Origin of the sequence: Pedobacter sp. WC2423 (assembly GCF_040822065.1) — a bacterium.
In the GTDB taxonomy this organism is placed as follows: domain Bacteria; phylum Bacteroidota; class Bacteroidia; order Sphingobacteriales; family Sphingobacteriaceae; genus Pedobacter.
In genome coordinates, this window is sequence record NZ_CP162005.1 from 1296281 (window position 1) to 1315390 (window position 19110).

The 19110-nt window shown below is 38.2% G+C and carries 14 protein-coding genes and 1 other RNA gene; 6 read left to right on the plus strand and 9 right to left on the minus strand.

Annotated features, from left to right (window positions below):
* Nucleotides 1-58: 58 nt before the first annotated feature.
* Both AB3G38_RS04910 and AB3G38_RS04915 read right to left on the minus strand, forming a co-directional pair.
* Nucleotides 59-2656 (minus strand): ATP-binding protein, encoded by a 2598-nt coding sequence (locus AB3G38_RS04910; RefSeq protein ID WP_367867382.1) that lies wholly within the window; start codon nt 2654-2656, stop codon nt 59-61.
* A 68-nt stretch (nt 2657-2724) separates the two neighbouring features.
* A complete protein-coding gene (locus tag AB3G38_RS04915) occupies nt 2725-3930 on the minus strand; it encodes a DUF2252 domain-containing protein (RefSeq protein WP_367867383.1) in 1206 nt (401 codons plus the stop codon).
* A gap of 157 nt (nt 3931-4087) precedes the next feature.
* On the opposite strand from AB3G38_RS04915, the gene AB3G38_RS04920 reads away from it, so the two are divergent.
* Nucleotides 4088-4609: a GNAT family N-acetyltransferase gene (locus tag AB3G38_RS04920; protein WP_367867384.1), complete on the plus strand. Its 522-nt coding sequence runs from the start codon at nt 4088-4090 to the stop codon at nt 4607-4609.
* 111 nt (nt 4610-4720) lie between these two features.
* Nucleotides 4721-6985 (plus strand): hypothetical protein, encoded by a 2265-nt coding sequence (locus AB3G38_RS04925; RefSeq protein ID WP_367867385.1) that lies wholly within the window; start codon nt 4721-4723, stop codon nt 6983-6985.
* Between the two features lie 179 nt (nt 6986-7164).
* Here AB3G38_RS04925 and AB3G38_RS04930 read toward each other — a convergent pair whose 3' ends face one another.
* The 5 genes from AB3G38_RS04930 to AB3G38_RS04950 form a co-directional block, all read right to left on the minus strand.
* Entirely contained in the window at nt 7165-8028 is an 864-nt protein-coding gene (locus tag AB3G38_RS04930) for a WGR domain-containing protein (RefSeq protein ID WP_367867386.1), read from the minus strand.
* Nucleotides 8029-8071: 43 nt separating this feature from the next.
* Nucleotides 8072-8548, minus strand: coding sequence for a hypothetical protein (locus tag AB3G38_RS04935; protein WP_367867387.1), 477 nt, complete (start codon nt 8546-8548; stop codon nt 8072-8074).
* Between the two features lie 100 nt (nt 8549-8648).
* On the minus strand, nt 8649-9302 hold the full coding sequence (locus AB3G38_RS04940; protein ID WP_367867388.1) for an alpha/beta hydrolase: 654 nt from the start codon (nt 9300-9302) through the stop codon (nt 8649-8651).
* Nucleotides 9303-9358: 56 nt separating this feature from the next.
* Nucleotides 9359-9739 (minus strand): hypothetical protein, encoded by a 381-nt coding sequence (locus tag AB3G38_RS04945; RefSeq protein WP_367867389.1) that lies wholly within the window; start codon nt 9737-9739, stop codon nt 9359-9361.
* 94 nt (nt 9740-9833) lie between these two features.
* Nucleotides 9834-10043: a hypothetical protein gene (locus AB3G38_RS04950; protein ID WP_367867390.1), complete on the minus strand. Its 210-nt coding sequence runs from the start codon at nt 10041-10043 to the stop codon at nt 9834-9836.
* Nucleotides 10044-10926: 883 nt separating this feature from the next.
* Here AB3G38_RS04950 and AB3G38_RS04955 point away from each other — a divergent pair.
* Entirely contained in the window at nt 10927-11160 is a 234-nt protein-coding gene (locus AB3G38_RS04955) for a hypothetical protein (RefSeq protein WP_367867391.1), read from the plus strand.
* 60 nt (nt 11161-11220) lie between these two features.
* The gene (locus AB3G38_RS04960) at nt 11221-11730 is read left to right on the plus strand and encodes a D-glycero-alpha-D-manno-heptose-1,7-bisphosphate 7-phosphatase (RefSeq protein WP_367867392.1); all 510 of its coding nucleotides are present in this window, start codon (nt 11221-11223) and stop codon (nt 11728-11730) included.
* Nucleotides 11731-11815: 85 nt separating this feature from the next.
* Here AB3G38_RS04960 and fsa read toward each other — a convergent pair whose 3' ends face one another.
* Complete coding sequence (gene fsa / locus AB3G38_RS04965; protein ID WP_183867139.1) at nt 11816-12481, minus strand: fructose-6-phosphate aldolase; 666 nt, start codon at nt 12479-12481, stop codon at nt 11816-11818.
* Between the two features lie 103 nt (nt 12482-12584).
* An RNA gene (ffs, locus tag AB3G38_RS04970) (signal recognition particle sRNA small type) lies at nt 12585-12684 on the minus strand.
* 438 nt (nt 12685-13122) lie between these two features.
* Between ffs and gltB the strand changes: the two genes are divergently transcribed.
* Together gltB and AB3G38_RS04980 are read left to right on the plus strand one after the other, a co-directional pair.
* Nucleotides 13123-17634, plus strand: a complete 4512-nt coding sequence (gltB, locus tag AB3G38_RS04975; protein ID WP_367867393.1) for a glutamate synthase large subunit — start codon at nt 13123-13125, stop codon at nt 17632-17634.
* Nucleotides 17635-17636: 2 nt separating this feature from the next.
* Entirely contained in the window at nt 17637-19103 is a 1467-nt protein-coding gene (locus AB3G38_RS04980) for a glutamate synthase subunit beta (RefSeq protein ID WP_367867394.1), read from the plus strand.
* The last annotated feature ends 7 nt before the right edge of the window (nt 19104-19110 follow it).

Here is a 19110-nt window from a genome sequence, read left to right on the forward strand (position 1 = left end):
CACACCAAATATAAAGTTAGTCAAAACAACTACCTGTATTTTTGGCTAAATACTTAGCTTAAAAAGAAACCGGACATACTGGTAAACTAAACCAAAAGGTACTGCCTTCTCCAAATTCACTTTCTACCCCGATTTTTCCCTGGTGTCTTTCTATAATCTCCGCACATAAGTAAAGACCAATACCAAAACCTGAGATAATATCATCATTGAAGACCCTGTAAAAGCGGTCGAATAGTTTGTCCTTATCCTGAGCCTTAATTCCTCTTCCCTGATCCTTAACCTGAACTAATAGCTCACCATTATTGATTTTACTACTGACCAGAACCAGACTTCCTTCAGGTGAATATTTGACAGCATTACTCACAAAGTTATGAATGACCTGACCCACTTTATCCCGGTCAGCATTTAAAATTGCTGATTCGGCTTCAGCGAAAATAACCTGATGGCTAAATATAGTAGATTGTGCTTCTTCGTCCGCCTCCTTAAAAAGAGAAGTAATATCAAAATCCCTTTTCTCTATATGAATTTTACCAGAATCTAAACGCGAAACGTTTAAGAAGCCATTGATCATAGTAATCATTTTTTTAACCTGGCTATTTGCTTTATCATGCATCAGTATTGAAGTACTTTCCTGTGCCTTTTTAGCCCTTTGCTCTAAAATCTGCAAATAGCCTTTGAGTGAGGTCAGTGGCGTTTTAAGTTCATGACTTACCATAGAAATAAAATCATTCTTACGCTGTTCATCTTGCTTTTGCTCCGTAATATCTATGATCGCTCCGGAAAAGTAGATTTCTCCATCTGCTGTAAATTGATTTAGTTTTCCTACTGCTCTTACCCAGCGCAATTGCTGATCATGAAATCCCGTTAATGAATACTCTGTAAAATAATCTTCACCCTTAATAAACGCTGCCTCGACAGCAGCAAGTACACGCTCCCGATGCTCCTCAGAAATCTGTACCACAGCAGCATCATAAGGCATTTCTTCCTCAGGATAATAGCCAAAGATTTCTTTTAACCGGGGAGAGGCAACCATAACACGTGTGGTCTGATTAATGACAAAAGTTCCTATTTTGGCAGCTTCTACAGAAAAACGAAGCATATCCTCCGCTTTTTGTACCTCTTTTTTTGAATGTACCTGCTGGGTTACATCAGTCGCTACAATCAGAATTCCGGTAATAATTTCCTTATCATCCTTAATGGCCTGATAAGTTATATTAAAATAGCCTTCAACAAGCTGACCATTATGGTCTACAATAGCCTTGGTTTCATTAAAAACATGTGTTGTTCCAGTAGTATACACGTCATCAAGCAGCTTTAAAAAAGGCTGTCCTTCAATTTCCGGGATAGCATCAGCAAAACGCTTTTGAACTATATCTGCCGACTTACCAATAATACCAAGCATAGTATCATTTACCGACTCAATAATCATTTCTCTGCCGTTACATACCATAATCCCCGCAGTTGCCTGTTGCAATATTCCACGGAACCTGGATTCACTTCTATTCAGATGACTGTTTACTTCAATCAGATAATCCTGAGAACTAATCAAATCTTCGTTTGAAGCTGTTAATTCTTCATTGATTACTGCTAATTCTTCATTCATTTCTGTCTCCCGCAGACGACTCGCTATCTTTTCACTCACATCAATACCTAGAACGATTACTCCGGTTATATTGCCTAATTCATCTTTAAGGGCTTTATAAGTAACATCAAAATATTTTTCTTTCACTGATCCGTTGTCAATTACGGGTGCTTTGACTCCCAACCCTATATGATCTTCTCCTGATTCTAAAACATTCCTGATCACTTTCAGATAGGGGTGAGCAATCAGTTCCGGCCTTGCTATCAATAAAGGTTTTCCAATAATTTCAGCTGTCCTGCCCAGCATATTAAGCATAGAAGTATTTGCCTGTTCGATAATTAATTCAGGCCCGCTATAAATAGAGATCGCTACCGGAGCCTGTTCAATAAGTTCACGAAAACGATTTTCGCTCTTTTTCAGATCTCCGTTCAGCTGCTGTAAATGTTCTCTGGACTCCTGCAGCTCTTCATTGATTACAGTGAGCTCTTCATTGATACTTTGCATCTCTTCCTGATGCTGAATCAATTCATTATTAATCACTTGTTGTTTGCCAATCTCTTCTAATGCAGATAACCTCAATTCCAGCTGATCCATAACAGCCGTAGCGAGTCCTTTTAAAATTACTTCTTCCTGTTTAGAAAATACACGGGGCTGCTGATCGATAATACATAAGGTTCCAATCAGAAAGCCATCGTGCGTAATCAGCGGTGCGCCTGCATAAAATCTTAAACCGAAATCTCCTGCAACATTCGGGTTTGCGATCAGACAGGCTTCTTTTAAAGCATCTTCAAATATTGTTGGCTCCGGATTTAAAACAGCCAGCGCACATAAGCTCTTGCCCCGGTTTGCATCTTTGGCTTTCCCCATGCCTGCATTAGCCTTGAAGAATACCCTTTCCGCATCAACCAGTGATACCAGAGAAATCGGAACATTAAATATTTGTGTACATAAGCGGGCAATATTGTCAAAAGAAGCCTCAGAAGGGCTATCCATAACCCTATATCGTTTAAGTGCCAAAAGCCTTTCGGAATCATTATCCGGAATAATATTCATGCCGAAAGTATTTTCAATCATTTGATCCTTTTAAAGAGGTTAAGAATTTTGTAAATATAAGTTATTCGCAGAATAACAATTGCTGTATATTAACTGTTGGCATAGATCCCTGAATCAAATCCAGACTTGAATAGCTTGAAATCCTTCTTCACTTTTTTTGCATAGTTAAAGGCATAGTTAATCAGTTCTTGCTGCCATTTTGTATCCTTACCAAATTCAATAAGTTCATCAGCGATAGCCGATCCTTTTCTACCTGAACTTCTGATATGAGCCGATGCGGTTAACGCAGCCATATCATCAATAACCTGAAAGATATCTCTATACTGATCCTGAATCAACCTGAATTTGACCTTATCTTCAGATGGCTGCATTTCCTTAATAACAAAAGAATCGCCCTTAAATAAAGTGTGACTTAACAGTGAGCAGGGCATATGCTGAGAAAGTTCCTGCGCAAAAACCACACGTTCAGATTCAGTTTTCCATGGAGGTTGCGGAGCCTTAATATAGGGCATCAGTGCACTTGGTTGTGACTGCTTCATATCTACAATCAGGTATTTTCCTCTCTTAAGGACATTTTCCAATAGAAACATATAGCGTTTAGTACCTACACTTCCGGTGCCTGCAAGCCGGAAAACAACATCACGTACTTTATAATTGTAAGGACTTTTACTGTGGTTGTTTATCCAGTCTGTTAAGTGTTCAGTTAAATCCTTTCTTAAGTCTTTATTCAGCTCAAAATGTCTTTCATCCTGTAAAGAAAGTACGACTTTCCGTTTTCTGACTTCAGTACGCTTGTCCAGCAAACGGCTCTGTTTACGTTTAGATACCGCCATCAAAAAGGTACTGATGATACCTTTGGCAATCCTTGGTTCTATGGCAAGTGCTTTTCCCCTGGTTAAAACTGCACTATAATTTTTCAGAAAGACTGTTGCCATATTCATCGCCTTGAGATCTTCCAGTTCTAAAAAATCAAAACAAAGGAAAATGCTGGTTAACATCCTTACCAATTCAAATGCTACTGGAGCGAGCAATGCTTCATCAAAATCATTCAGGTCAAAATAAACCTGCCCATCGTCAGACTTATAACTGCCAAAGTTTTCTACATGAAGATCTCCGCATATCCAGCTTAAAGGAGAACCGGGCATTGATTTCCAAAGTGATAAGTCCTGATAAAAAATTTCACATGTTCCTCTGAAAAACCGAAAGGCACTTTCTGTCATTGCCTGGTATTTGAGCTGTATCATATCAGCAAGCATACCCTTGTTAGAGGTAATAATTCGTTCCGCTAAACTCATGCCTGATCGATAGTATTATTAAACTTCATATGGAACAAATTTAGATTGGCGATATAACCGATAATAAAACAAATGGTTTTAATTTCTGAGCGTTTTATCCTATTTAATTATTAAAACTCTTTAAGCTATTTCTGCTACCTTCGTTTTTTATTAAATCATGTCAATTTCAAAAGCCTCAATTGCTGATTTATCAGCACTACTAACCTTAGTCAACACTACTTATCGTGGTGAAACTTCCACTAAAGGATGGACATCTGAAATTCTTTTATTAGCGGGCGAAATTCGTATCGATGAAGAAATACTAACGGATTACCTGACAAATCTGAAGATTTCTGTATTAAAGTATACAAATCCGGAGCATCAGATTATTGGTTGTGTCTACCTGGAGCAGAAACAAGAAGCGCTCTATTTAGGTATGCTTGCAGTCAATCCTGAATTTCAGGACGGTGGTATTGGCAGAATGTTATTGCAAGGCGCTGAAGAACATGCGAAAAAACAACACAGCAATAAAATCAATATAACAGTCATTGAGGATAGAACTGAACTAATTGCCTGGTATCAAAGAAGGGGATATGTTATAACGGGTAAAAAATCTCCATTTCCGCTAGAATATCATAAATATGGCAAACCGTTAAAAGATATCATCCTGATTGAGATGGAAAAAGAACTTCATTTTTAAATATATTAAGACAAACGACCTTCTTTATTTCGTGTAATATTATATTTGTCATTTAATCGAGCTTTTATGTTAGCAGCCGGCTTTTCGCCGGTTTAACAGGATAAATACAATATGACCACTATACAAGACTTACAATCCCTTTATAATCAAGGTGAACTCTCAAAATGCCTTGAATCTTTGAATCCCTTTCTCCTGGTAAATCCTGATAGCTTTGAGGCGCTGCTGCTTAAAGCTAAATGCGAATATCAATTGGCAAGTCAAAGTTTTAATACTGACCGGAATGATACTTCTTTATATGCAACTGCCTATCATAGTTTTGAATATGTTTTAAAATTTCAGCCTGCACATGAGGAAGCAATGTTATACGCTGCTTATATTAACATTTTTGTCACACAGGATAATTTACCGGAAGCCCGGGTTTACTGTGACATCCTCGCCCTTTCAGAAAATGAAGATACCAGGCTAAAAGCAATCGGATACCGCCGCCAGGTTAATTTTATGCTGGATCATATGGAACTGGTTCTGGAAGATATAGAGCTGATGATTACCCATTATAAAGCACTGTATCCTGCCAACAGAAGTATTCTTGACAAAGAATTAAGCTTATTATACCTGGAAAAAACGAATATATATCTCTGGCATAAAGAAGACGCTTTGAAGGTATTTCAAACTTACAGAGAAGGCAAAGCATATCCACATCACAATTATCTGACGCATAATGCAGTTGCATTACTTGCTCTGGATTATCAGCGGTTAGAATTGGCAGGAGAAGCGGCTTTTATGGCTTTTACTTATAGTGATGATCAACCTCATCAGGAACTCATTGATCTGTATCAAAAAATCAATGAGTTAAATGACAAAAGTAAGCTGAATAAACTTTTAGTACACAGTTTAATCATAGCGCTAAGAAGGTTTTCAGAGCACCTGAAAGCAGATAAGATAGAAATATTAAGTCTTTCTCTAAGTTATATGAAGGTCTATCCTGATTGGGATGTTCCATACCATTTTGCGGGTACATTTCTATTTGATGAACAAAAGTATAATGAGGCTTTGCCTTATCTGAAAAAGAGCTTAGAAATGGGAGGTATGGCTCGTGGACTACGCCGTTATATTGACGCGGCTTGCCGCGCTACAGGGCAGTTGCCAGGTATTGAATCTTTGCCTGCTGATTCTCCTGAAGCGTACTATGCCGCGGGTTGTGATTTTTATTATGAATCCATTCCAAAAATCTGGACTGAAGAGCTGGCTGAGGAATTACAGGAACTCAAAATCAAGTTTTACGAGGTCTCTTATGAGGGCTTTTATGAATATTTTTATGCTAATGCCGGCGAAAGTTTAGCCAATGAAATTCACACTTTTGCGATGTGCTGTAATAATTATGGCATAGCACTGACTGAGATTGGTAATTTTGAAAAAGCAGCTGAGGTACATGCTATTGGATATGCTCTTTCTCCTTTTTGGGAGCAGTTAAATAGCTGGGGGACGGCCCTTAAAGGATTAGAAAAGTATGAAGAGGCAATAGAAATATTTGAGATCGCTTCAACTTATAGCAGTGATTATTTATCTTTTTCAGATTATTTAAGAATCAAAGCCGAGATCCTGGACATGACCTATAAACTAGGTCGTAACGAACACACTTATGAGATTTTAGATGCTATAACTGAGGAATATGATTCTTTCCTGGAAAGTAACAAAAACGAACTTACAGAAAACGAGTTGTTTGAATTAAGTGAGCAATACATTATCATCCAAAATGTCCGCCATGATTTATTGAGTAAAGGAAGCCCGGAAGATGCAATCAAAGCCTGGCAAAATGAGCTGGTTAAAAATCCCGATGATAATTCTGCGTGGTTTATGCTGATGCAGGAATATTATATCATTAAGGATTACAATCAGTGTATTGCTTGTGCGGATAACTATCAATCAGTAAAGAAGGATGCAATCCAGGATACTTCTCGTTGCAAAATTCATTATATGCGCGGATTATCTTATATGAACCTGGGCAATTATGAAATGGCCATAACAGATTTAAATGCTTTAATTGCACCACTTCAAGTAGTTTATCCTGACAATGAATATGAATTGAGCAGGGCCTATCTTCATTTGGCTGATTGTTATTTTGAGTTAAAGAAATGGGATAATTGTAATAAGGCTGCTTTTGAGGCGATCCAATGTTATATCAGAAATAACTGGAGCTGGGATGAGGAATTATTGAAAGTTAAACTTCAATATGCAGATGCTTTATATAGTACAGGAGCTAAAGGCGAAGCTCTGGAAAATGTAAAGAATATTTTAGAGGCTTACCCGGCTAATGCTGATGCTCTTCAAAGGAAGAAAGAATGGAAAACAGGGCTATTCTCTTTTCTAAAGTTTTAAGCATGAAAGAAAGCGAAATAAAAACAATCTGGTCGGTCCCGAAATATTTGCCTTATGTTCCTTCGATAATAGCTAACGGATCTGGCAGGCTATATTTGATTTCATCCAATGTATTTATTTAACGTTATTGTTCCTGATTTACAGGAACAATAACAGCTTGCATATGTATTCAAAAGTATCTATGATGGTTTTCTGATAGCGACTATTTCTTCAACTAGTTTAGGATAGCGTTTATGATATCCAGCTCCGCTTTCGGTTTCTCTGTTCATTTCTTCGGAATCATCATAATTCACTACATCAGGATATAATTCGGAAACAGCATCCCGGATTTCAGATTCATCCTCGTTGTCGTGGTTAATGCCATAGGCTTCATCAGCAACATACAGTAACCCTTCTGCCCAGTCATTGCCAATGCTAAAGTCAAAATCAGGTGATAAAAATGTATTGAGATCTTTTTTTAATCCCTCGAAGAATTCTTTCCCCTTTAAAAGCAACCAGCATCTGAAGTAAATAAATCCATCGCCAGAAAAAGAATCTTCAAAGGTAATTACGCCATTTTTGGTTTCAAAATCATTATCCAGAATAACAAAGAGCTCTGCAATTTCTGCCGTATAGAGTTCATGAAGTTTTTCCTGCAAACATTTCTCAAATAAGATGAGCCGCTGCTTTCCACTTTTAGAAAGTAGTTCTGTCAAATTTTCTATATGTTCGTCAGGATCATAATCTTCCCAGTTTGAGTTTCTGTATTTATTAGATTTCCGGATAGATTCCCAAAAAAACAGATCTGCTACTTCAGCTTCTGAGAGCTCTTCTTTAACCGGAATATCATCGTTCTCCTTAAGCTCCACATAACCAGATTTAGTTTTCTGAGCAATTAGTTTAGCCGTCTCTGTCTCACATTCTGCCTCGGTGGTAAATTCTTTAAGCAATTCACGGCCTTTTGTACCTACTTTACCAAAGGTTATAGTTTGAGTCTTATTTTCTGTAGTTATATTCCAAAATTTATTAGAGTTATCGTCCTGATTTACAAATCTTCTGGTCATAGCTTGTTAAATTGGTTCTGTTATAATTTACTGTTCAAAAATATTATTTCTTCTTTTTAAATTCTTTCCATTGTTCAAATCGTTCTTCGATCCTTGCTTTAAGCAAATCATAGTTGCTCCATGAATTTTCAATTCTATACAAAGTATCCTGGTCAAGCAGGTTGTTAACGACTCTGATATTGAGCAGTCGTGCATAATCACCTAAATAATCCTTGTGGGTTTTGGCAAATTTTGTTCCTTCTTCATAGTAGGCTTTCGCGAATTCATTACCTGTTTTATTCAGGTCATTACTGGTTAATTTACCATCACAATTGCTCATTAAATATTCACTTCCCGTTAGTGTCCTGTTTTTTACATTTTGGATATCATCCTCATAATTACAAACTTGCTCAGCCGATAACAAATTATTTTCTATAAACCAGGTCAGGAATATGCCGATGTGCGTTGCGCCATTTATTTGCGGAAGGCCGGGAGGGAAGTCACCACCATAATGCCAGGAAGCATCGTCATATTTCTTCATAAATCTGATTACATTGCTTTATATGATATTGCTAATATATCAAATATAATATATTTCGATAAAGAGAATTGCAATGTACATTAGAAAATGCAGGATTGAATCAACATCGAGAAGTTATGACATCCATAATTTCACGAGCATTTGCATATACCATGAAATGCCCGCCACCAGTAATAATGACATCAGGTTTTGTTGTAAACCTAAAGGGCAAAATGTTGTCTGCTGTTCCATGAATATGGGTTAGATTTACTGGCCGTTCTGTGTTTCTCCATTCAAGGATACAGGTTAACGCCCACTTCATGAAGTATGGATCACAAGCTGTAACGAGTTGTTTGAGTAAAGTAATTTCATCCTGTGTTTTAGCACCGAGTAACTTAAGGCCTATACCGTTGCCTTTTTTCAAAAGACTAACTGGCACTAACTTCTGTAATCTTAATTTTCCTGCTGCGCGGTAATACCAGGGCAGTCCTTTATAGGAAGTGGTACTTGAAATCAGAAAAGTATGTACAGGATTTAGTTTTTTAGCGATTTCTGTTGCCAGCATACCGCCAAATGATAATCCGACAAGATAGAATGGTACGGATGTATCAATTCTCAAGGCTAATCTTGCTGCATAAGCTGCTAAAGATTCATTAAGGATAGGGGAAATCCAATCAAGATGTACTAATTCAAAATCAGGTGGAAAGATGAGCTTTCTGAAAGCACGCCTGTCTGCCCCTAAACCACTGATAAAATATACAGTTTTTCTCTTCATTATCTTCAATAAAAGTCATCAATAAAGATTGCATCCTTATTAATGACTTGAAAAAATTACATCCATTTTGAGGCAAAGCGATAGAACTCATGTCTCAATTCATTGAATAGCCTTTCTTCTGTGAGATAGTCTTCATGCAAATTGTGGTTATCTGAGATTGTTATTTTCTCTACTGAACCATCAAATTCACTGATCTGATCTTTAATATTATTGTTATTCTCGTGGATACTGTTCTTCAGCTCATTAATTGCATTTTTATGGATGATAAATTCATTCTGAAAATGCTCAACTTGCTCTGCTACCGCTTTATTAGTATTGTCGGCAAGGATCTCTTCCAGTCTTTCTTGCAGGATTCCAAGTTCCTGAGTATAAAAGTCAAGCCCCCTTAAGGAGTCGCTATGTAAATTCGTAATATGTTTAATACTTAGCTGTTTCATAGTACTAATATATCTATAATTATAGTGAGGTTTTGTTAACTCAAAATAATCTTTCGTAAGCTGATTTATGGCTGACAGTTAATACTTTAGCAAATCATTTTTGGGTTTCAACAGCCGTTAGGAAAGATTCTGATTTTTCCAGGCTGGCTACTTTTAGGAAAGTGCTCTGATGCCTTTGGGTTTCCATTGCTTGTTTCCTTTTGCCCACTACAGAACTTTTGAAACAACCTGTACTCCAAACTGCTGCTTTAAAAATGAAATCGTCCTGGATTCCGTTTGAAAATTTACCCGTTAAACTTCCCATAATAAATAAATGCTTTTCCACCAATTTAAGCTATTCGCGTTAAAGATTATCCTGATGCGTAAAAAATGGCCGTAATTGTCCGCAGCTGTCTGCAATTGTCCGCTTTGTCCATGGGTTAGTCAAAGGGGAAATTATAATTTCATTAATCTTCATCCGGTTATGATTGGGTTGTGCCTGAGTGGTGGTCGGGATGACACCAGGTCGTAAACGGGCTGTAACTATGGCAAGTCTAAGTCATTTCAACTAGTTGTTTTGACTTAGAGTTGCCATGCTCTCGCGTTACTTTAGCACTGCTCTTACCCTAACGAGTACTCAGGCAGTACTCGGGCAGTACCCGGCCGATATAGCTTTATGATTTAGCTATTTTGAATTTATTTACTGACAGCCCGGCCTTGTTTCACCTGAGTCATTCCAATGCAAATTGAAAGCTTTCAGCGCAATTTCCAGAGGCATAAGAGCATCCGTGACAGCAAAGACTTTCTGTTTAGCGTGTCAAAATTTATGCTTAAAAAAGAGCCTGCTCCACAAGTTTATGATTTGGTCCCAAAAATGGGGACAGAAAAGGGAAGGGAGTTAAAATGAAAAGCCCGGCAGTGTATTGCCGGACCTTTACTATTTGGGTGTGTTGTTGCATTTTAATCAGGTGTGTTCTTGTACTCTACACTTATGACTGTAATACTTATTATTGGTTTAATCGGATGTTAAAATAAATTATTGAAAGATTAAATCATTTGTTTCTTCCAAAAGATAATGTCGGATAAAAGAGTATTCTTATGAAGAACAAGTGTTTAAACATATTATGTTTATATTATTTAACTACAAGATGAACAAAAGTAACATAAATTTAATTTGTTTTCTCATTAAAGGTTAATTACATTTGAGTATGGATATATTCAACAGAGAAAAATACGAGCTTGTATTTAGTAGTGGTTTAGAAGCCAACAATGCAGTAAAAGACGGTGAGTCGCGTACAGTGATGAACAAGTACATCGCATTTTGTGAAAAACTAATCACAGAAAATCCGGATACAAAAGTTGATGACCTTTGTGATTCTGCAATAACCGGATTCCGTTATTTGAAGAAATATGGAGAAATACCTGTAGTAAATACACTATAATTTACAAATCATCTTTGGTTTTTCATTTATATTTTGATCTTTGGCAGCAAATCAAAAATAATGAATAAAGCAATTTTTTTAGACCGTGATGGGGTCCTTAATCATGAGCGGAATGACTACATCTGCCGGGTAGAAGATTTTGAAGTACTGGAATATCAGATTCCTCCTTTAAAAAGATTATTTGACGAAGGCTACCTTTTGGTAATCATTACCAACCAGGGAGGAATTGCTCTGCAACGTTATACGGAAGATACACTGGCTGATATGCACGAAATACTGTTCAATAAGTTTGAAGAGCAGGGGGCTGAGATTATTCATGCTTATTACTGCCCGCATCATCCAACTGTCAACGGTGAATGTGAATGCCGCAAGCCTAAGTCCGGAATGCTGCTTGAAGCTATTGCAGAATATAATATCGATCCTGCATTGTCAGTAATGATTGGCGATAAGCCAAGAGATGTGGAAGCTGCAAACGGAGCAGGAGTGAAGGGTATCCTGATCGCACCTGATGAACATATTGACTATGACAAAGTAAAAGCTGTTCTGGAAGGGAACCAGGAATTAAGCTGAATTTAATCTTTTATAAAAGGCAAAAAGGCCGTTTCAATTATGAAACGGCCTTTTTGCTTGCTAACCTTATATATTAAGCAAGAACTTAAGCCTTAGCCTCAGCTGCTTTTTTGTGATCAGCAAGGAATGTAGCTAATCCGCTATCAGTTAATGGGTGTTTTAATAAACCTAAAATAGCTGATAATGGTCCGGTCATTACATCTGCACCTAATTTAGCACAGTTGATAATGTGTAGTGGCCCACGGATAGAAGCTGCAAGAATTTCAGTTTCATAACCGTAGTTATCAAAAATTAAACGAATATCTTCGATTAATTGTAAACCGTCAGTACCTATATCATCTAAACGACCAAGGAAAGGGGATACATAAGTAGCCCCTGCTTTAGCAGCCAATAAAGCTTGTCCTGAAGAGAAAATCAATGTACAGTTCGTTCTGATTCCTTTTGACGAGAAATATTTGATGGCTTTAACACCGTCTTTAATCATCGGAACTTTAACTACGATCTTTGGATCAAGTTTAGCTAAAGCTTCGCCTTCTTTAATAATATTTTCAAAATCTGTAGAGATAACTTCAGCACTCACATCTCCGTCAACGATCGCACAAATTGCTTTGTAATGATCGATAACATTCTGATCGCCTGAAATACCTTCTTTAGCCATAAGGCTCGGATTGGTCGTTACACCATCTAATACACCAAGATCTTGTGCTTCTTTGATTTGCTCAAGATTAGCTGTGTCAATGAAAAATTTCATGATTTATATGATTTAAGGAAAAATAAACTATGGATAAATTTAGCGTATGCTTTGGACGGAAGATTGTGCAATGAAAGCATAGTCAATCTGCTAAAAAATAAAAAATGGGCAAGCAACCTTTATCGCACCGCTACAACCTTCTACCCTTGCTTCGTTCCCGCCCTGGGGGAGTTCAAAGGGAGCTGATCGTAAAGGACTTGCCCACTGCAAATGTAGCAAAAGAGTTCAGTCTGCAAAAACGAAATCAAGAAATAATTAATGTTTTTTATTGAAAAACTGATAATGAATTGAATTTTAAGGGATTGTATTTGAATAAAAATTTAATTTATATCTATATTTAGTGAAATAACCTTGAAAATTGGGCTGAGAACCTGAATTTACGCTCTTTTTTCTCCAGGCAAACGGAATAAAAAGAAACTTTTTAGATAAAAACTTCTGATTGACGCTCAGATTTAGAGAGCTAATGCAAAATAATTCTAAATAATGCATTTGTAAACTTGACAATAATTACACTTATTTATTATCAAGTTCATAAACTAACCACTATCAAATTATGCTGTTATTTATTTTTCGCAAAAAAAATGTCAAAATGGCAATTATTCCGGCAAATTATTATCTTAGTGTTTCGAATACATTAAGATATGGAACAAATAGAAGAAAATCAGGGCTTATACAATTCAAGCTTTGAGCATGATGCTTGCGGTATTGGTTTTGTTGCCCACGTAAAGGGAAGGAAGTCACAACAAATAATTTCAGATGCTATTACAATCTTAGAGAATCTTGACCATCGGGGGGCTTGTGGGGCTGAAATTAACACTGGTGATGGTGCCGGGATTATGATACAGGTTCCACATGAGTTTTTATATGACGAGTGCCTTAAAATTGGCTTTAGCCTGAATCAATCTGGTGACTATGGTGTTGGGATGTTATTTCTCCCAAAGGATGTCAGAGCGCGTGAAGAGTGCCGGGAAGTGATTTACCGCGCCGCTGAAAAATTAAACCTGGAAGTATTAGGGTTTAGAAAAGTAAATACCAATACAGAAGGTATTGGAGATATGGCTTTATCTGTAGAGCCTGAAATGGAGCAAGTATTTGTAGCGAGACCTGACCAGATCGCTGCCGGTGCTGACTTTGAACGTAAACTATATGTATTCAAAAATTACCTGACTAAAACTATTCTGAATACAGTCAAAGGGATTAAAGCAGATTTTTATATTGCTTCTTTTTCTTCTCGTACTATAGTTTACAAGGGTCAGCTGACTTCCATGCAGGTGCGCACTTATTTTACAGAGCTAAGCGATAAAAGAGTTGTTTCTGCGTTTGGATTAGTCCATTCAAGATTTGCAACCAATACTTTTCCTTCGTGGAGATTGGCACAACCTTTCCGTTATATCGCCCACAATGGCGAAATCAACACTTTACAAGGTAATTTAAACTGGTTCCGTGCCAGCGTAAAATCTTTTGCCTCCAGTTACTTTACTGCCGAAGAATTAAACATTCTGTTACCGGTAATTGATGAAACGCAATCTGATTCTGGCTGTCTGGATAATATTATAGAATTATTACTGCATGCGGGCCGTTCTCTGCCACATGTATTAATGATGCTGATCCCTGAAGCCTGGGATGGTAATGACGATATGGATGAGCTTAAACAGGCTTTCTATAAATTCCACGCAACTTTAATGGAGCCCTGGGATGGACCTGCGGCTATTGCTTTTACTGATGGTAATTTAATTGGTGCAACTTTAGATAGAAATGGATTAAGACCTTCAAGATATGCGATTACCAAAGATGACCGCGTAATTATGGCTTCTGAGTCTGGCGTATTAGCTTTAGATCAAAGCCAGATTATTGAAAAAGGAAGATTGACACCAGGAAAAATGTTCGTGGTAGATATGGAGCAGGGCAGAATTATCAGTGATGATGAAATCAAAACTGAAGTTTGCAGCCGTCGTCCTTATGCAGATTGGTTAAATCAATACCAGATCCGTCTGGAAGAATTATCTGATCCAAGGGTAGTATTTACAGGCTTGTCTCAAGAGTCTATATTTAAATATCACCAGGTATTTGGCTATAGCAGAGAAGATATAGATTTGATTTTAAAACCAATGGCTATTGAGGCGAAAGAGCCAATAGGATCTATGGGAACTGACATTCCTTTAGCTGTTTTATCACAGAAACCTCAGCATCTGTCTTCTTATTTTAAACAGCTGTTTGCACAGGTAACAAATCCGCCAATTGATCCGATCAGAGAAAAAGTGGTGATGAGTCTTGCCGGGTTTATGGGCAATAATGGTAATTTATTAGAGGAGCATGCCTTGCAATGCCATTGTGTGGGCATTAAACATCCGATATTAACGAATCTGGAGTTAGAGAAAGTAAGAAGTATTGATACTGGAGTATTCCAGTCTAAGACACTACAAACTTATTTCAGAGCTGATGGTAAACCAGGTTCTCTGGCTAAAGGTTTAGAGCGTTTATGTCGTTATGCGGTTGATGCAGTTGAAGACGGTTTCCAGGTTATTGTACTATCTGATCGTGCACTGGATTCAGAGCATGCTGCAATCCCTTCTCTAATGGCTGTATCTGCTGTGCATCACCATTTGATCCGTAAGGGTCATCGTGGAGCTGTAGGAATTGTTGTTGAGGCTGGGGATGTATGGGAAGTTCACCATTTCGCTTGTTTAATTGGCTTTGGTGCTACTGCTGTCAATCCTTACCTGGCGTTAGAAACGATTTCAGGTTTTGACCAGGAAAGTGATCTTAAACCAGAAAAACTAATTCAGAATTATATATATGCTGTAAATAGTGGTTTGTTGAAGATATTCTCTAAAATGGGGATTTCAACATTACAATCTTACCATGGTGCACAGATATTTGAGATATTAGGTATTCATAAAAACGTGGTTGATAGTTACTTCAGCGGCGCAGTATCAAGAATCGGCGGATTAGGATTGGATGATATCGCCAAAGAGGCTTTAATTAAACATAGCCGCGTATTTGGTAAATCTACACGTCCGGATATGTTGCTGCCTACTGGTGGAAATTATAAATGGAGAAGAAAAGGGGAGCAGCATTTGTTTAATCCGCAGACGATCCATTTATTACAGAATGCAACCCGTAAAAATGATTATAACGTTTATAAGCAATATAGTAAACTGGTAAATGAACAAACTAAACAGGCATATACGATTCGCGGCTTATTCGAATTTAATTATAACCGTGCGCCGGTTTCATTAACTGAGGTTGAACCGGTTGAAGCTATATTAAAACGTTTTGCAACCGGAGCGATGTCTTTCGGGTCTATTTCTCATGAAGCACACTCAACTTTAGCGATTGCAATGAACCGCATTGGCGGGAAGAGTAATACTGGTGAGGGTGGTGAAGATGAATTAAGATACGAGCTCTTGCCAAATGGCGATTCTATGCGTTCTTCGATCAAGCAGATTGCTTCGGCAAGGTTTGGGGTAACGAGTAATTACCTGACTAATGCAGATGAGCTGCAGATTAAAATGGCTCAGGGAGCTAAACCTGGTGAAGGCGGACAGTTACCTGGACATAAGGTGGATGATTGGATTGCAAAAGTCCGTCACGCAACACCGGGCGTAGGTCTGATTTCTCCGCCGCCGCATCATGACATTTATTCTATTGAGGATTTGGCGCAATTAATCTTTGACCTTAAGAATGCAAACAGAGCGGCAAGGATCAATGTTAAATTAGTTTCTAAAGCTGGTGTAGGTACTATTGCAGCTGGTGTGGCGAAAGCACATGCTGATGTAATCCTGGTTTCTGGTTTTGATGGTGGAACAGGGGCTTCGCCACTTACTTCTATACAGCATGCTGGCTTGCCCTGGGAATTGGGTCTGGCTGAAGCACATCAGACATTGGTTAAAAACCGCTTGCGCAGCAGGGTTGTTTTACAGACTGATGGTCAGTTAAAAACGGGTAAAGATATTGCTATAGCGACTTTATTAGGCGCAGAAGAATGGGGTGTAGCTACGGCCGCTTTAGTAACTTCGGGTTGTATTATGATGAGAAAGTGTCATTTAAATACTTGTCCGGTTGGGGTTGCTACACAGGATCCTGACTTGAGAAAACTGTTTACTGGTGATCCGGATCATGTGGTTAATCTTTTCCACTTCCTGGCAGAAGAACTTCGTGAAACAATGGCTGAATTAGGTTTCAGAACTGTTGAAGAGATGGTTGGCCAGGCAGATGCTTTGAGTTTGCGTGCAATTGATGACGCTGACTGGAAATTGAAAAATCTTGATCTTTCTGCAATTTTATATAAAGCACCTGACAATGGTTTGAGTTTATTCAATACTGAACAACAGGATCACGGAATCAGCAATGTGCTGGATCATCAGCTGATTGCGGCATCTCAGCCTGCTTTATTGAATAAAGAACCTGTTTTCAAAGAGTTTGAGGTTAAAAATACAGACCGTGCGCTGGGTACCATGTTATCAAACGAAGTATCTAAAATTTATAAAGGAGTAGGTTTACCTCCTGATACCATCAACTTCAAATTCCATGGTTCTGCGGGACAGAGTTTTGGTGCTTTTGCGGCAAGAGGAATCTCGCTTGAATTAGAAGGTGAAGGAAATGATTACGTAGGTAAGGGGCTATCGGGAGCACGTTTATCGATCTATCCATTCCGCGAAGTAACTTATGTACCAGAACAGAATATCATTATTGGTAATGTGGCCTTATATGGCGCTACTTCGGGTGAGCTGTTTGTAAGAGGCCTGGCTGGTGAGCGTTTCGCGGTTAGAAACTCTGGTGCTACAGCCGTAGTGGAAGGTTTGGGAGATCACGGTTGTGAGTATATGACTGGTGGTGAAGTACTTGTTCTGGGAAATACAGGTAGCAATTTTGCAGCTGGTATGAGCGGAGGAGTAGCCTGGATTTATGATGTGAATGGCGATTTCCCTAATAAATGTAACAAGGAAATGGTAGATCTTGATCCTTTGAATGAAGAAGATGAATTGCGGATCAATAGTTTACTAAAAAAACATATCCAATTGACAAAAAGCAAATTAGCTGAATTCATATTAAGTGACTGGACAACACAGTCTGCTCATTTTGTTAAGGTATTCCCTAAAGAATACAAAGCGGTTTTATTAAAAAGAAGTAATAAAGTTAAGACATCATAATTATGGGAAAAGTAACCGGATTTTTAGAGTATGAGAGAACTGCTCCTGTAAAGCAAGATGCAAAAGAGCGTTTAAAACATTATAATGAATTTGTTGTCGCGTTTGAGCAGGATCAGGTCAAACAAGAGGCTGCGCGTTGTATGGATTGTGGGGTACCATTTTGTCAGTCGGGTTGCCCGCTGGGAAATGTAATCCCTGAGTTTAACGAAGCAGTATATAAAGCAGAGTGGGAGATAGCAGCTAATATTTTACTAAGTACCAACAACTTTCCAGAGTTTACGGGTAGAATTTGTCCTGCACCTTGTGAGTCTGCTTGTGTATTAGGGATCAACAAATCTCCTGTTTCTATTGAAGATATAGAAAAACATATTATTGAAATTGCTTTCAGCAAAGGATATATTAAGGCAGAACCACCTTTGATCCGCAGCGGTAAAAAAGTGGCGGTAATTGGTTCTGGCCCTGCTGGCTTAGCAGCTGCTGCACAATTAAATAAAGCTGGACATGAAGTGGTAGTTTATGAACGCGATGATACTCCTGGCGGATTACTAAATTACGGTATTCCTGATTTTAAATTGCAGAAAGACGTAGTTGCCAGAAGAATAAGTCTGATGGAAAAGGAAGGAATTGAGTTCAAGTGTAATGCTAATGTTGGCGTTAATATTGAACTGAATACTTTGTTGAGAGAATATCAATCTATTGTTTTAGCTGGTGGTTCTACGATTCCACGTGATTTAAATGTGACTGGAAGAGCGGCTAAAGGAGTACATTATGCAATGGATTTCTTGAAGCAGCAAAATAAAAGAGTCCGCAATTTTAGTATTGATCAGGAACAGATTCTGGCTACCGGAAAAGATGTCATTGTAATTGGTGGTGGTGATACAGGATCTGATTGTATTGGAACTTCGAATCGTCAGGGCGCAAAGTCTGTAACTCAGTTTGAAATTATGCCTATGCCTGCTCAAAGCCGTACAGAGAATATGCCATGGCCTTCTTATCCCATGTTATTGAAAGTAACCAGCTCTCATGAAGAAGGTTGCAGCAGGGCATGGGGTGTAAATACAAAGGCTTTTATTGCGGATGAAAATGGCGCATTGAAGGCTTTACAGGTTGTAGATGTAGAATGGGAAATTGACACGGTTGGACGTCCTGTAAATTTCAAAGAAATTGAAGGTACGGTGCGTGAGTTACCTTGTCAGCTCGTTTTGCTTGCTATGGGATTCTTATATCCTCAAAAAGAAGGACTTTTGGAGAAATTAGGGGTTGAACTGGATAATAGAGGAAATGTAAAAGCCGAAGAAGGTAAATATCAAACTAATATCGCCAAAATCTTTGTAGCCGGAGATATGAGAAGAGGACAGTCTTTAGTGGTTTGGGCGATATCAGAGGGTAGAGAAGCGGCGAGAAAGGTCGATGAATATTTGATGGGATCGAGCAGACTGCCTACCAGGGATGGTATTCCTTACGCATAAGAATCTA

Coding starts and splice junctions, on each gene's coding strand:
- AB3G38_RS04945 (WP_367867389.1), bottom strand. CDS start 9,739: ATGAAACAGCTAAGTATTAAACATATTACGAATTTACATAGCGACTCC.
- AB3G38_RS04930 (WP_367867386.1), bottom strand. CDS start 8,028: ATGACCAGAAGATTTGTAAATCAGGACGATAACTCTAATAAATTTTGG.
- fsa (WP_183867139.1), bottom strand. CDS start 12,481: ATGAAATTTTTCATTGACACAGCTAATCTTGAGCAAATCAAAGAAGCA.
- AB3G38_RS04960 (WP_367867392.1), top strand. CDS start 11,221: ATGAATAAAGCAATTTTTTTAGACCGTGATGGGGTCCTTAATCATGAG.
- AB3G38_RS04955 (WP_367867391.1), top strand. CDS start 10,927: ATGGATATATTCAACAGAGAAAAATACGAGCTTGTATTTAGTAGTGGT.
- gltB (WP_367867393.1), top strand. CDS start 13,123: ATGGAACAAATAGAAGAAAATCAGGGCTTATACAATTCAAGCTTTGAG.
- AB3G38_RS04925 (WP_367867385.1), top strand. CDS start 4,721: ATGACCACTATACAAGACTTACAATCCCTTTATAATCAAGGTGAACTC.
- AB3G38_RS04980 (WP_367867394.1), top strand. CDS start 17,637: ATGGGAAAAGTAACCGGATTTTTAGAGTATGAGAGAACTGCTCCTGTA.
- AB3G38_RS04950 (WP_367867390.1), bottom strand. CDS start 10,043: ATGGGAAGTTTAACGGGTAAATTTTCAAACGGAATCCAGGACGATTTC.
- AB3G38_RS04910 (WP_367867382.1), bottom strand. CDS start 2,656: ATGATTGAAAATACTTTCGGCATGAATATTATTCCGGATAATGATTCC.
- AB3G38_RS04935 (WP_367867387.1), bottom strand. CDS start 8,548: ATGAAGAAATATGACGATGCTTCCTGGCATTATGGTGGTGACTTCCCT.
- AB3G38_RS04915 (WP_367867383.1), bottom strand. CDS start 3,930: ATGAGTTTAGCGGAACGAATTATTACCTCTAACAAGGGTATGCTTGCT.
- AB3G38_RS04940 (WP_367867388.1), bottom strand. CDS start 9,302: ATGAAGAGAAAAACTGTATATTTTATCAGTGGTTTAGGGGCAGACAGG.
- AB3G38_RS04920 (WP_367867384.1), top strand. CDS start 4,088: ATGTCAATTTCAAAAGCCTCAATTGCTGATTTATCAGCACTACTAACC.